We start from the raw sequence: 13,558 nt of genomic DNA, 5'->3' as shown, positions 1-13,558 counted from the left end.
ATGTGGTAAAATATTCTTAAATGAGAATACTACGAGGTGAAATATGATACAGGATTTAGGAGACAAGAAATTGAACAATGCATATGCGCAGCGTATACCAAACCCGGAAGATAGGATCTTTCGTTTCGATAACGATAAAATATTAGTAAAGGCTTTGCCGGAAGGACGGCTTTTGCTGCCTGAAGCAGGGGAATTAGGCTGCCCTGAGGCACAGTATGTATTCTCTATAGGAGAGAAACGATTCTTTTTGGAGGCGCCCGTCGGCAGCGCTTTATCAAAGGGCGTCAGCCATGAGGATTTACAAATTCCGGAGGGTTTCTCATTTGAAAGTGTGAGAAATTTCCGCCGGCTGGAAATTAAGGAACTGGCTTTTGCTGCTGCTACGGCATATCATCTTTATCAGTGGTACAGAGATAATCAGTATTGCGGACGCTGCGGGCGCCCTGTAAAGCATGGTGTGAGAGAGCGGGCGCTTTGCTGTCCGGAATGCGGCAACATAATTTATCCCAAAATCGCGCCGGCGGTTATTGTAGCTTTGACGGACGGCGACAGGATTTTGCTGACCCGCTATAATGGGAGAGCTTACAAGCGATACGCGTTGATCGCGGGATTTACGGAAATCGGAGAAACGGCAGAGGAAACCGTGGCGAGAGAGGTCATGGAAGAAGTAGGATTAAAGGTAAAAAACATTACTTATTACAAGAGTCAGCCGTGGGGAACAGACAGCAATTTGCTGTTGGGCTTTTTCTGTGAGCTGGACGGAAGCGACGGCATTACCATGGATGAGGAAGAACTTTCTACAGCAGAATGGTTTCACCGTAGTGAGATGCCGGAAGAAGACGACGGTTTCAGCTTGACAAGAGAAATGATGGCAGTATTTCAGAGAGGGGAAAGATAAAATGTATGATATGATTATAATAGGAGCAGGCCCTGCGGGCTTATCAGCAGCAGTATATGGACAGAGAGGCGGAAAAAAGACGTTGATCCTGGATGAGAAGGGATACGGAGGCCAGATTATCAATACGCCTGAGGTGGAAAACTATCCTGGAATCAAGTCGGTTTCCGGGTTTCAATTGGCTTCACAGATGTACGAACAGGCGACGGAATTGGGGGCAGAGCTAGTATTTGAGAAGGCTGTTCAAGTAATCGACGAGGGCAGGAAAAAGGTGGTCAAAACGCAGAACGGGCAATATGAGGCGAAAACTGTTATCTTTGCCACGGGAGCAAAGAATCGTCCCTTAGGTTTGGAGAGGGAGGAGCAGCTTACAGGCGCAGGTATATCTTACTGTGCCACCTGTGACGGCGCTTTTTTTCGAAATAAGGATGTAGCGGTTATTGGCGGCGGAAATACGGCGCTGGAAGATGCAGAGGTTCTCGCTGGCATTGCAAATAAAGTGTATTTGATTCATCGCAGAGATACCTTTCGTGGAGATACAGCTAACGTAAAGAGATTGCTGTCCAAGGATAACGTTGTGATTCTTCTGGATACTGTTCCTGAGGAACTCATGGGGGAACATAGAGTAACCGGTCTTCGTGTCCGCAATGTCAAAACGGGAGAGGAACGGCAGATTGAAGTGTCCGGGGTGTTCGTGGCGATCGGGCAGATACCGGATAATAAGGCATTTGAGAATGTGGCGGCATTAGATCAGAGCGGCTATATCAAAGCAGATGAATCGTGTATGACGGAGCGTCCGGGCATTTTTACAGCGGGTGACTGCCGGACAAAGAAGGTTCGTCAGCTGGCAACTGCGGCCGCTGATGGAGCAGTGGCTGCGTTGGCTGCTATTGAATACATGAACGGACTGTGATGGCACAGATGCAAAGTAAAAATCGATGTGTGTGTAGAACTTTATGACGCATGTCGATTTTTGTCGATTTTTGCTGTTTTTTGTTACATTTGAGATGTTGTTTTTTACTCCAATAGGATAAAGAAGACAATACATGTTAGAATACATTAGGTTGTTTTATATCTTAAAATTAAAAAATAGGTTAAGATATAAATGAGCCAGTAGGACTTTGGATTTATTACATTTTTCTCTCAGGGAGATTGGAGAAAGAATGGGAGGATGAAAGCATGTGGGATATTGCTATTTGTGATGATAATCCGGCAGACGCGAGGCAGCTTGCAGAAAAAATAGAAGCGCTGCATTTATCGCAGATGTATCGGATTCGAGAATTTAATAGTGGTCATGAGCTTTTGGATGAGATTGCAGATGAGCGGATAAAGCCTTCTTTGGTAATGATGAACATCCATTTGGCGGAAGAAAACGGCATAGAATTGGCTGCGCAGCTGAATCAGCTGCGGCCAGGCTGTCAAATTATCTTTTTGTCAGATTGCGACATCTATTCAGAGAGTGTGTATGATGTAGAGCATGTCTATTTTCTCAGAAAGCCGGTGAGTGCAGAAGCTTTAAGCAAAGCGGTGGAAAAGGCGGCGAATCGTTTAGAAAGGGTAAAAGAGGAGTGCCTGTGTATACATAATAAAAGCGGCGACTTCGTGATTCCCCTCGATGAGATTTATTCTCTGGAAAAGGATAAACGAAAAATTGCTGTAAGGACTGTTCAGGGCGTTCAATGCAGCTTTTACGGAAAGTTTGAGGATGTAGAAGAACAGTTGAAGGGGTGGTTCGTGCGCTGCCACTATAGCTTTATTGTCAATTTATACCGTGTGAAATATATGGGTAAGGACTTTTTTATTCTGTGGGATGACAGAAAGATACCGATCAGCCGTACATATGTTAAACAGGTGCGCCAGAGGTTTACAGATTTTGCAGGTAAGGAGTACGATTGCAGGAAAACCTTTTGACGAAATCAAATTTAGTTGTAATAATCAATACAGAGGGGCGCTGCTGCAGCGCCCCGTTACAGATGAAGAAGAAAGATTTTATCATAAAAATAAGTAAAATTTCTGAATCGGCGATTTGAATGAAAAAACAATTTGCTATTATTAAAATCAATTATTGCAATTTTTATATAACTGTGCTGGACATTACATTTTATAAGAAGAAATGGAACTGTCGCACAGTTGATTTATTTTATCCGTTTATTTTTTGTCGGCGGGCTCGTCATCTTCCGGCCTTTCGATGCGGGGATAAGGACGAGGGTCAAGCGTGAATCCGTAGATATAGTCTATACTGGTATCGAACAAATGCGACAGCAGAGCCGCTTGATTATAAGTAGGCTTACGCAGGCCTCGTTCCAATTTTGAATAATCAGACTGGTCAATGCCGGTTTCCATTTGAACATTCAGTTGTGTGAAGCCCTTTTGTTCACGAAGTTCTTTTAAACGATTATCAGTGACAGATAAAAGCTTTTTGATTTCCTTCTTTGCCGGCATCGCCTAGTCCTCCTTTCTTTCAAATAATATTGTCTTTATTATGGCAGATTTTCCGTGTAAAAATAGGGCAATACTCCCTAAGTACAAAAAACTGATTTATTTTATAATTCGCTGTGAAGGTAAAAACTATTTCAAAGATAAAAGAACTATGATATAATATTTACACACGACTATTGGTAGGCCGAAGGGCGCGGACGGAGCTTGCGGCTTATGGCGGAATAGGATAAAATAAGTTAATAAGGAGAAGATAATGGAACCAAAATATAAGAGAGTCCTTTTGAAGATCAGCGGTGAAGCTCTTGCAGGAAGCGGCAGATTTGGCATTAACGAAGAAATGACGCAGAATGTGGCGAGACAGGTGAAAGAGATTCACGATCTGGGGGTGGAGGTCGCTATCGTCGTAGGCGGCGGAAACTTCTGGCGCGGAAGAACCAGTAAGGACATGGATCGCGCTACGGCGGACTATATGGGAATGCTTGCTACGGTTATGAATTCTCTTGCTCTGCAGGATGCTTTATTGGCCGCAGGTGTTAAAGCCAGAGTTCAGACCGCTATAGAAATGAGAGAGATTGCGGAACCTTATGCCAGACGTAAGGCGATCAGCGAGCTGTCTCATCAGGATGTGGTTATTTTTGGAGCCGGCACAGGCAATCCATTCTTCTCCACGGATACAGCCGCCGCCCTGAGAGCGGTAGAAATAGACGCAGACGTAATATTGCTTGCCAAGAATGTTGACGCGGTTTATTCAGACGACCCGCAGACCAATCCTGATGCGGTTAAATTCGATGAATTAACACATCGGGAAGTTCTGGAGAAAGATTTGAAAGTCATGGATTTGACCGCGGCGACCCTTTGTAAAGATAACAACATAGCCATTCACGTCTTTGGCATTTCTGAGGAGGGAAATGTACTTCGAGCGGTATATGGCGAAAAAATTGGTACGATAATCAAATAGGAGGAACAACATGAGCCAATCAAACAAGAGTTTAGAAGAAAGAATTGCGAAAAGCATTTTAGTCCTGAAGGACGACCTGAATACCGTTAGAGCAGGGAGAGCAAATCCGGCGCTGCTGGATAAGGTGGCTGTAGACTATTATGGAACGCCGACGCCGCTGAAAAACCTGTCAAACATTTCAGTGCCTGATCCGAGAACCCTGATGATCACGCCTTTTGACCCGAAGTCTATTGTGGACATCGAGAAAGCGATTAACGTAGCAGGTATCGGTATTACGCCATCCAATGACGGAAAGTGCATCAGACTGGCTATTCCGCAGCTGACAGAGGAAAGAAGAAAAGAACTGACTAAGACTACTAAGAAAATGGGAGAGGACGCTAAGGTTGCTATCAGAAATCTGAGGAGAGAGGCCAACGACACTTTGAAGAAGCAGGAAAAGGATGGCGAACTGACAGAGGATGATCTGAAAAAGGAATTGGACAGCGTACAGAAGACCGTTGAAAAGGCAGTGAAGGATATCGATGATATCATCGCGGCAAAGGATAAGGAAATCTTGGAAGTATAAACATTATTCATACGACATTGACCGGGGGCTTCTCCATGCGCAGGCATATGGGGAAGCCCCGGTATATGATTTACGAGGAAACTATGATTGACAAAAATCGAATTCCGGCTCATGTAGCTATCATCATGGATGGAAATGGCAGATGGGCTTCAAAAAAGGGTCTCCCTAAGTTGGCGGGACACAATGCGGGAATGCTGGCTATGAAAGAGATCGTCAAGCGGTCTGATGTATTGGGAGTAAAATATTTGACTGTTTACGCTTTTTCCACAGAAAATTGGAAACGTTCCAAGGAAGAAGTAGGAGGTATTTTTAAGCTTCTGGTAAAATATGTAGACAGCGAACTTTCGGAATTGCACGAGAACAATGTGAAGGTGCGTATTCTCGGAGACTATTCTCCTCTGCCTGCGATTGCGGTGGAAAGACTTGAAAAATCGCTTAAAACGACCAGAGAGAATACGGGACTTCAATTTAATATAGCTTTGAACTATGGCAGCAGGGCGGAAATTATCAGAGCGGTTAACCGAATCAGAGAAGATCAGGCTTCCGGCGTTCTTTTACCTGAGACGCCAGTAGATGAGACTGTCTTTGCACGATATTTATATACGGGTGATGAAAACGGTAATATTCCGGATCCCGATCTGATTATCAGGACTAGCGGAGAGGAACGCCTGTCTAATTTCATGCTGTGGCAGAGTGCGTACAGTGAATTTGAATTTACTGATTGCCTCTGGCCGGATTTCACGCCAGAGGAGTATGAGAGGCTAATTGAAAATTATCAGAAGCGTGACCGGCGCTTCGGAGGAAGGAAATAGACAATGAAAACGAGAATCATTTCCGGGCTTTGCATGGTGCCGCTGCTGGTTTTAGTTTATCTTGGCAGTTACTGGCTGGCAGCTATGTGCATCTTTGTGGGCTTTATGGGTATCAGAGAGTTAAGCGGGGGATTTCGCGCCTTAAACATCCACCCATCAGAAAAAATAGCTTTTGGCGCGTTAATCGCCTTATATTTGATAAACGGCTTATGGCCGCAGCATCATGAATATATTATGGCGTGGTTGGCAGCGGGAGTGATAGCTAGCTTACTTTACCTCTTTAACATTGAGGAAAGAAAGCTTGAGGACGCTATGGCAACCATGCTGAGTATCGTGTACGTGGTATTTTTCTCTTATCACGTGGTTTTGGTAGATCAAACAGAAGAATATTCTGTTCTGATCTGGCTGGTGCTGTTATCTGCTTTTTGTACTGATATCTTTGCATATTTTACAGGGTATTTTTTGGGAAAACATAAGCTCTGTCCGAAGCTGAGCCCCAAAAAGACTATTGAGGGCGCTGTTGGCGGCACGTTGGGCAGTATCATTTGCTGTGGTATTTTTGGCTATTTCGTAGAGCCTTTGTTATTTACCCATTGCATGATAATCGGATTGATCGGCGCGGTGCTGTCGCAGTGTGGAGATCTTTCGGCATCTGCTCTGAAACGAAAGATGGGGATTAAGGATTACGGAAATCTGATTCCGGGTCACGGCGGCATATTAGATCGCTTTGACAGCGTTCTTTTTACCGCTCCCGCGGTATACTATTATATCGTTTTAGTATTACAGAGCTAAAGGAGAAGAAGGGGTTAAATGAAGAAACTTGCAATTTTGGGCAGTACCGGTTCTATTGGTACGCAGACGTTGGACGTTGTGGCGGATCATTCTGACCGGTTTTCTGTCATAGCCTTAGCATGCGGTAGAAATACGAAACTTTTGTCGAAACAGATTAAAAAATTTCGTCCCGAATTGGTTTCTGTAGAACGTCAGGAGGACGCTCTGGCTCTTTCTAAGGAGCATCCGGATACAGAATTCCTGTGGGGAGAAGAAGGACTGATCGCCGTTGCTACGTGTGATTGCGATATGGTACTCAATGCGCTGATGGGCATGCGGGGACTCGTTCCGACGTGTAGAGCCATCGAAGCAGGCAAGGACATAGCTTTGGCAAATAAGGAAACTCTGGTGGCAGGCGGCGCGCTTGTCATGGAAATGGCTTGCCGGTTAAATATCAGCCTGCTTCCGGTGGATAGTGAACACAGCGCGATTTTTCAATGTCTGGAGGGTAACCGAGGTAAGAAGATCAAACGCATTTTGTTGACGGCTTCGGGAGGCCCGTTTCGCGGTTATACCAGAGAGCAGCTAGAACGAGTGACTTTGGAACAGGCCCTGCGTCATCCTAAGTGGTCCATGGGAAAGAAGATTACGATAGATTCCGCTACTATGATGAACAAAGGACTTGAAGTGATCGAAGCAAAGTGGCTTTTCGGCGTCCCTCTGAAGGATATACAAATTTTAGTGCATCCACAGAGCATTGTGCATTCGGCTGTAGAATTTGCGGATACTTCTATTATCGCACAACTGGGATTGCCGGATATGCGGATTCCGATCAGCGTGGCTTTGGGATACCCAGACAGATTGGAGTGCCGTCAAAGAGGCCTGGATTTATTTAAAGACGCCGCCAATTTGACATTTGAGGAGCCAGATGATTCGGTTTTCGGATGTATTCGTCTGGCTTATGAGGCCGCGGAAGCGGGAGGCAGCTATCCGGTTGTATTGAATGCCGCCAATGAAGTATTGGTGGATAGATTTTTGACTGGAAAAATTGGCTTTATGGATATTGAGAGGAGCTTAGAAAGAATACTAGATGCGCATAACCCTACATATAATTTAACGCTTGACGATATTCTCGAAGTCGACAGGCGAATACGCGGAGAGGTATTTTAAATGACGATTATTTATGCGGTTATACTGTTTGCTCTGATGATTTTTCCTCATGAGCTGGGACATTTTGTGGTAGCGAAATCTGTCGGAGTAACAGTGAACGAGTTTGCTTTTGGTATGGGCCCGGCTCTTTTACAGCGCCAGAAGGGCGATACACTGTACTCTATTCGATTGATTCCTATTGGCGGTTATTGCGCTATGGAAGGAGAAAATGAGGATACAGGCGGAAAAGGATCTTTTAACAATAAACCCGTATGGGCAAAGCTGGCTGTGCTCTTTGCTGGTTCGGGTGTGAATATACTGATCGCGGTGCTGGCTCTGTCTATTCTTGTGGGTGTGGTTGGCAGCGTAACTACGACGCTGGACGAGATTCAGCCTGACAGTCCGGCTTTTTCCGCGGGTCTGCGAGAAGGGGATGAGATCCTTTCTATTGATGGAAAAAAGATTGAAACCTGGAATGATATTACGGCAGCCATGGGAGAGGGTAGCGGAACACGAACGATTGAAATTGAGAGAGACGGTAGTGTTTTGACCTTGCAGGCTGCGCCTGAGAAGAATGCTGAAGGGCGATATGTAATTGGCATTATGCCTAAAATAAGTCATAACGTGTTCACCGCGGTTGAAAACGGCGCGAAGCTGACCTGGCGCATGACAGGTCTTATGTTCGATTCTTTGAGGATGCTGGTCACAGGTCAGGTTTCTTCTGATGAGATCGCCGGCCCGGTAGGCATCGTCTCTATGGCGGGAGAGACGAGCAAATACGGCGTCACATATTTTGTAAACCTGCTGGCGCTGATGAGCCTGAATCTGGCTATTATCAATTTGCTTCCGCTTCCGGCTTTGGATGGCGGCAGAATTTTGTTCGTAATCATCAGAAAGCTTACGGGCAGAATGATTTCGGATAAATTAGAAAGCAGTATTCACGGAATTGGAATGATGCTGCTCTTTGCACTCATGATTTTTGTTACCTGGAACGATATTACGAGGTTGTTGACATGACGAAACAGATATATTGCGGAAAAAAAGCGATCGGCGGCGGAGCTCCTATTACTGTCCAGTCCATGACGAATGTGGATTCCCATGACGAGGAAGCCCTTTTGAGACAGATCGGGGAGCTTGCGGCGGTCGGATGCGATATTGTGCGGATTGCGATTCCCGATATGGAAGCCGCGCGTACTCTAGGGCGTGTGCGGCGAAAAACGGAGATGCCTCTGGTAGCCGATATTCATTTTGACCATCGTTTGGCTATTGCCGCAATTGAAAACGGCGCGGACAAAATCCGTATCAATCCCGGTAATATTGGAAGCAGGGAAAAGGTGCGTCAGGTAGTGGAAGCGGCTAAAGCGCATCAGATTCCTATTCGCGTAGGCGTTAATTCCGGTTCCTTAGAGAAAGATATTCTGGAAAAGAACGGCGGTGTCACCGCGGAAGGTTTGGCGGAAAGCGCTTTGAGAAGCCTTGCCCTGATCGAGGATATGGATTTTGATGACCTAGCTGTGTCACTAAAATCCTCGGATGTGCGTATGAACTGTCAGGCGCATCGAATTGTGGCGGCGAAAACAACCCATCCGATTCATATTGGCATTACAGAAGCTGGTACAGTGCAGAGAGGCAAAGTGAAGTCTGCCGTGGGTATCGGCGCGCTTTTGATGGAAGGTATCGGTGATACGCTGCGTGTATCTCTTACGGCTGATCCTGTAGAGGAAGTACGGTACGGCATACAGATTCTTGAAGCGGCAGGCTTGCGTTATCCGAAAGTGAATTTGATTTCCTGTCCGACCTGCGGCAGAACAAAGGTGGATCTGCAGGGACTGGCTGAGGAAGCGGAGCGGCGTTTGGCTGACGCTGATATCAGACATGGATTGACTGTCGCGATTATGGGATGTGCAGTCAACGGGCCGGGGGAAGCCAGAGAGGCAGATTACGGTATTGCAGGCGGTCAGGGTAAAGGCGTCATTTTTGCGAAGGGACAGCTGCTGTTAACTGTGCCGGAAGAAGAACTGATCGACCAATTGATGAAAGTGATGGAAGAACATGAGAGAATTATTCGATAAGAATATCAGCTGGGATACTGTGGGAGGAGACCGATCTCAGCTGCAATATGAACTGACAGAGGCTGTTATAGGGAAAGAGACCGGAGTTTTGACAATTGCGCTCCGGCTTAATTTTATAATTCCTTATTTGGATTTGGAAAAAATCCGGGGTATTCTGCTTCATCATTTTCCAGAATTAAAAGACGTTCATTTTCAATGTGTGTATGAGAATGTGGATTTAACTCCGCAGCAGATTATACCCTTATTCATACCGCATATGGTGGGCATTATCAATGGAAAATACGCGGCAATAACGAAATCCATTCAGATGGACAAGTGGAATTATAGTGATGAGAGACTAGAACTCTTTGCCCTTGGAAGGTTGGCGACAGAGCAGCTGAATGAGAAAGTGGCGCGTCAGTTCGCAAGCCTTTTGGCGGAGTATTTTTCCATACATACGCAGGTGATTTTTAAAAATGACGAGCAGAGTTATTCTGAAGCGGCAGAGGACTGGCGCGCTTCTGAAGCGGCAGATATCAAAGCGTCGCTGGCTGAGGACATGAAAAAGGCGGCAGCTAAACCGAAAAACGGCATAAGGCCGGCAACCGACAGCAAGGGGGGAAGCACAGGCGGAGCCTTTGGAGGAAATGCCGGATTTGCAGGCGGTTCGAAAGGAGGTTTTCGCAGGCGTGAAAAGGAAACGCCTGCAGAGGGCAACCGAATTATGGGGAAGGATATCATGGGGGAATCGGTATCCCTATCCAGCCTAAAGCCGGAATCCGGCGTAGTAATTGTGGAAGGTATTCTGTTTAAAAAGGATGCGCGGGCCATCAAAAATGAGAAAAAGCTGGTCACGCTATTAATTACAGACAAGAAGACCAGCGTTTGCCTGAAGACTTTTTGTTCCAACGAGAAATGGGAAGAAATCGACAGTCTGTTAAAAAACGGAGACTACATAAAAGTACGCGGTGAGACAGAATGGGATCGCTACGATAACTGTTTGGTCGTGATGCTGCGTGATATTAACAAAGGAAAGATGAAGCGCCGACAGGATACGTATCAGGGCGGAAAACGTGTGGAACTGCACGCGCATACCAAGATGAGCGCTATGGACGGTCTTAACGAGGTTGCTAATTTGGTCAAAACAGCGGCGGCATGGGGGCAGCCGGCTGTCGCTATTACAGACCACGGGGTGGTACAAAGCTTTCCTGACGCGGCAAAAACGGCAAAGAAACTGGCCGGGGATAAAGAAAATCCCGTTCATATAAAGATTATCTACGGTATGGAAGGCTATGTTTTCGATGACAGCGATTGTCACAATGAAGACGATACAATCGATTTTAAGAAAAAGCCGACGAATCATATTATTTTGCTGGCACGTACACAGGAAGGTCTGAAAAATATCTATAAGCTGGTGTCCTACTCACATTTAGACTACTTCTATAAGCGGCCGCGGCTGCCTAAATCTGTGATTGCAGCGCACCGAGAGGGTTTGATTATCGGCTCTGCCTGTGAGGCCGGCGAGGTATACAGAGCGGTAGCCGGGGGAAAAAAACAGGAAGAAATTGAAAAAATAGCGGAGTTTTACGATTATCTGGAGATACAGCCGCTTATCAATAACCAATTTATGATCGATCAGGGAATGGTCAGCGGACGGGAAGAACTGAGAGAGCATAACAGGAAAATCATCGCTCTGGCGGATAAGCTGGGTAAGCCGGTAGTGGCTACAACAGACGCTCATTATGACGAGCCGGAATCAGCCATCTACAGAAACATTTTGATGGCGGGCATGGGCTTTAAGGATGCGGAAAATGGTCAGGGCCTTTACATGCGTACGACGGATGAGATGATGGAAGAATTCAGTTATCTGGGTGAAGAAACTGCTTACAGGGTTGTAATTGAGAACACGAATAAGATAGCTGATATGATTGACGACAGTATTTTACCAGTGCCTAAGGGAAAATTCCCGCCAAAAATCAATGGCGCCGAGGAAACGCTGCGAGAAACCTGTATGCAAAAAGCATACAGCATATACGGCAACCCTTTGCCGCCGGAAATTGGACAGCGTCTGGAAACGGAACTAAATTCTATTATCGGCAACGGATACGCCGTCATGTATGTATCCGCGCAGATGTTGGTGCATAAGTCTATGGAAGACGGCTATCTGGTAGGGTCGAGAGGCTCTGTAGGATCTTCCTTTGCAGCGACTATGGCAGGCATTACAGAGGTAAATCCTCTCGATCCACACTATATCTGTCCTAACTGTAAAAAGCTGATTTGGGGTGATATGCAGCTTTATGACTGCGGTATCGATATGCCGGAAAAGGATTGTCCGGTGTGCGGTACGCCTATGCATAGAGATGGATATACGATTCCTTTTGCAACCTTCCTTGGATTTAATGGGGACAAAGAGCCTGATATCGACTTGAATTTTGCCGGAGAGTATCAGGCAACTGCACATAAATACGTGGGAGAAATTTTTGGCGAAAAGAACGTGTTTAAAGCGGGCACAGTAGGTACGGTCGCCGATAAAACAGCGTATGGCTATGTCATGAAGTTTGCAGACGAGTTTCACCGGCAGATTAACAAGTTTGAAGCATATCGTCTGACACAGGGGTGTACCGGGGTTAAAAGAACTACGGGGCAGCATCCCGGAGGCATTATTATCGTACCGGATGATCATGAGATTTACGAATTTTGTCCGGTTCAGCATCCAGCTAACGATGTAAAAAGCGATATCATAACAACCCATTTTGACTATCATAAAATCGATGAAAATTTATTGAAGCTGGATATTTTGGGACATAATATTCCGTCGATGATCAGGCAGCTGCAGGATATGACTGGTATCGACCCAATGCAGGCAGACCTGACAGATAGGAAAGTGCTGTCTATTTTTAACGGTATTGAAGCGTTGGATATCAAGAATCCGGAATATAAGTATACCCATGGCTCTTATGCGATACCGGAGTTTGGAACTGGATTCGTAAGGCAGATGCTTGACGATACGAAACCGGATAAGTTTGCTGATCTGGTGCGTATTTCCGGCTTTTCTCACGGCACAGATGTGTGGCTGAACAACGCGCAGGATTATATCAGAAGCGGGACAGCAACTATGAGAGAAGTTATTTCCACCCGTGACGACATCATGAACTATCTGATTTTGAAGGGGATTGAGAATAAGACCTCCTTCCAGATCATGGAGGATGTGCGTAAGAACAGACCTTTGAAGGAAGAACAGCTGGCTGTCATGAAGGAGCACGGTGTTCCAGATTGGTATATCGATTCATGCATTAAGATTCAGTACATGTTTCCGCGTGCGCACGCGGTGGCATATGTGATGATGTCCTTCAGAATGGCCTGGTATAAGGTGTATTATCCGGTAGAATTTTACGCCACGCATTTTACCAGTGTGGTATCGAATTTTGACGCGGATACGATTCTCAGGGGCGCGCAAGCTTGTTTGGACAGGATAGAAGAAATCAACGCTATGGGAAATAATGCTACGGCGAAGGAGCAGGGTGATGTTCTGGTGTTGGAAGTAGCGTATGAGATGTACAGCAGAGGCTATGAATTCGCACCGGCTCGTTTGGGCAAATCTCACGCGTTGAAATTCTGGGCGGATGAAGGCAAGGTATTGCTCCCGTTTGTGGCTCTGGATGGGGTAGGAGATACTGCTGCTAAGGGATTTGCGGACGCTTATGCGGAGCGGCCTTTTGATACGATTGAGGAGGCAGTCAGCCGTTCCAAATTGAATCGTACTGCTGTGGAGGCTTTACGCGCGCACGGCGTATTTGAAGGACTGCCGGAGACAGACCAGATGTCTCTGTTTTAGAGAAAGAGATAAGCGCGGGCCTGTCAGCGAGTATGACGTTTTCATGATTAGAATGTACACCAAAGAAATAAAATTTCTTAACA

Annotated in this window: 12 protein-coding genes; 11 read left to right on the top strand and 1 reads right to left on the bottom strand. The window is 45.9% G+C overall.

Features of this window, described 5'->3' with window-relative positions; all coding sequences use genetic code 11:
- The first annotated feature begins 43 nt into the window (after positions 1-43).
- The 3 genes from nudC to ACPW7J_RS09265 all read left to right on the top strand — a co-directional run bounded on the left by nudC (position 44) and on the right by ACPW7J_RS09265 (position 2,806).
- Complete coding sequence (nudC, locus tag ACPW7J_RS09275; RefSeq protein ID WP_425755067.1) at positions 44-898, top strand: NAD(+) diphosphatase; 855 nt, start codon at positions 44-46, stop codon at positions 896-898.
- A 1-nt stretch (position 899) separates the two neighbouring features.
- Positions 900-1,808, top strand: coding sequence for a thioredoxin-disulfide reductase (trxB, locus tag ACPW7J_RS09270; protein ID WP_425755066.1), 909 nt, complete (start codon positions 900-902; stop codon positions 1,806-1,808).
- 266 nt (positions 1,809-2,074) lie between these two features.
- Complete coding sequence (locus ACPW7J_RS09265; protein WP_161875073.1) at positions 2,075-2,806, top strand: LytR/AlgR family response regulator transcription factor; 732 nt, start codon at positions 2,075-2,077, stop codon at positions 2,804-2,806.
- A 237-nt stretch (positions 2,807-3,043) separates the two neighbouring features.
- On the opposite strand, the gene ACPW7J_RS09260 is transcribed toward ACPW7J_RS09265, so the two are convergent.
- Positions 3,044-3,337 (bottom strand): helix-turn-helix domain-containing protein, encoded by a 294-nt coding sequence (locus ACPW7J_RS09260; RefSeq protein WP_425755065.1) that lies wholly within the window; start codon positions 3,335-3,337, stop codon positions 3,044-3,046.
- A 247-nt stretch (positions 3,338-3,584) separates the two neighbouring features.
- Between ACPW7J_RS09260 and pyrH the strand changes: the two genes are divergently transcribed.
- The 8 genes from pyrH (at position 3,585) to ACPW7J_RS09220 (ending at position 13,475) form a co-directional block, all read left to right on the top strand.
- Positions 3,585-4,292, top strand: a complete 708-nt coding sequence (pyrH, locus tag ACPW7J_RS09255) for a UMP kinase (RefSeq protein WP_161875114.1) — start codon at positions 3,585-3,587, stop codon at positions 4,290-4,292.
- Between the two features lie 10 nt (positions 4,293-4,302).
- Positions 4,303-4,857, top strand: coding sequence for a ribosome recycling factor (gene frr / locus ACPW7J_RS09250; protein WP_425755064.1), 555 nt, complete (start codon positions 4,303-4,305; stop codon positions 4,855-4,857).
- A 65-nt stretch (positions 4,858-4,922) separates the two neighbouring features.
- Positions 4,923-5,669 carry an isoprenyl transferase gene (locus ACPW7J_RS09245; protein ID WP_424959712.1) on the top strand — a complete coding sequence of 249 codons (747 nt, stop codon included), beginning with the start codon at positions 4,923-4,925 and terminating at the stop codon, positions 5,667-5,669.
- A gap of 3 nt (positions 5,670-5,672) precedes the next feature.
- Positions 5,673-6,461, top strand: coding sequence for a phosphatidate cytidylyltransferase (locus ACPW7J_RS09240; RefSeq protein WP_161875076.1), 789 nt, complete (start codon positions 5,673-5,675; stop codon positions 6,459-6,461).
- A gap of 18 nt (positions 6,462-6,479) precedes the next feature.
- The gene (locus ACPW7J_RS09235; protein WP_161875077.1) at positions 6,480-7,610 is read left to right on the top strand and encodes a 1-deoxy-D-xylulose-5-phosphate reductoisomerase; all 1,131 of its coding nucleotides are present in this window, start codon (positions 6,480-6,482) and stop codon (positions 7,608-7,610) included.
- Positions 7,611-8,606, top strand: a complete 996-nt coding sequence (gene rseP, locus ACPW7J_RS09230) for an RIP metalloprotease RseP (RefSeq protein WP_425755063.1) — start codon at positions 7,611-7,613, stop codon at positions 8,604-8,606.
- The gene (gene ispG / locus ACPW7J_RS09225; RefSeq protein WP_425755062.1) at positions 8,603-9,661 is read left to right on the top strand and encodes a flavodoxin-dependent (E)-4-hydroxy-3-methylbut-2-enyl-diphosphate synthase; all 1,059 of its coding nucleotides are present in this window, start codon (positions 8,603-8,605) and stop codon (positions 9,659-9,661) included. The genes rseP and ispG overlap by 4 nt, the downstream gene beginning before the upstream one ends.
- Complete coding sequence (locus tag ACPW7J_RS09220; RefSeq protein ID WP_425755061.1) at positions 9,642-13,475, top strand: PolC-type DNA polymerase III; 3,834 nt, start codon at positions 9,642-9,644, stop codon at positions 13,473-13,475. The genes ispG and ACPW7J_RS09220 overlap by 20 nt, the downstream gene beginning before the upstream one ends.
- The last annotated feature ends 83 nt before the right edge of the window (positions 13,476-13,558 follow it).

The sequence above is a fragment of the Ihubacter sp. rT4E-8 genome (genome assembly GCF_049852125.1).
In the GTDB taxonomy this organism is placed as follows: Bacteria; Bacillota; Clostridia; order Peptostreptococcales; family Anaerovoracaceae; genus Senimuribacter.
This window is presented reverse-complemented; position numbering and strand designations above follow the sequence as displayed.

Excerpts from the sequence above, each read along its gene's own strand:
- ACPW7J_RS09260 (WP_425755065.1), bottom strand. The coding sequence starts at position 3,337 with ATGCCGGCAAAGAAGGAAATCAAAAAGCTTTTATCTGTCACTGATAAT.
- frr (WP_425755064.1), top strand. The coding sequence starts at position 4,303 with ATGAGCCAATCAAACAAGAGTTTAGAAGAAAGAATTGCGAAAAGCATT.
- ACPW7J_RS09240 (WP_161875076.1), top strand. The coding sequence starts at position 5,673 with ATGAAAACGAGAATCATTTCCGGGCTTTGCATGGTGCCGCTGCTGGTT.
- nudC (WP_425755067.1), top strand. The coding sequence starts at position 44 with ATGATACAGGATTTAGGAGACAAGAAATTGAACAATGCATATGCGCAG.
- ACPW7J_RS09245 (WP_424959712.1), top strand. The coding sequence starts at position 4,923 with ATGATTTACGAGGAAACTATGATTGACAAAAATCGAATTCCGGCTCAT.
- ACPW7J_RS09265 (WP_161875073.1), top strand. The coding sequence starts at position 2,075 with ATGTGGGATATTGCTATTTGTGATGATAATCCGGCAGACGCGAGGCAG.
- ACPW7J_RS09220 (WP_425755061.1), top strand. The coding sequence starts at position 9,642 with ATGAGAGAATTATTCGATAAGAATATCAGCTGGGATACTGTGGGAGGA.
- rseP (WP_425755063.1), top strand. The coding sequence starts at position 7,611 with ATGACGATTATTTATGCGGTTATACTGTTTGCTCTGATGATTTTTCCT.
- ispG (WP_425755062.1), top strand. The coding sequence starts at position 8,603 with ATGACGAAACAGATATATTGCGGAAAAAAAGCGATCGGCGGCGGAGCT.
- trxB (WP_425755066.1), top strand. The coding sequence starts at position 900 with ATGTATGATATGATTATAATAGGAGCAGGCCCTGCGGGCTTATCAGCA.
- ACPW7J_RS09235 (WP_161875077.1), top strand. The coding sequence starts at position 6,480 with ATGAAGAAACTTGCAATTTTGGGCAGTACCGGTTCTATTGGTACGCAG.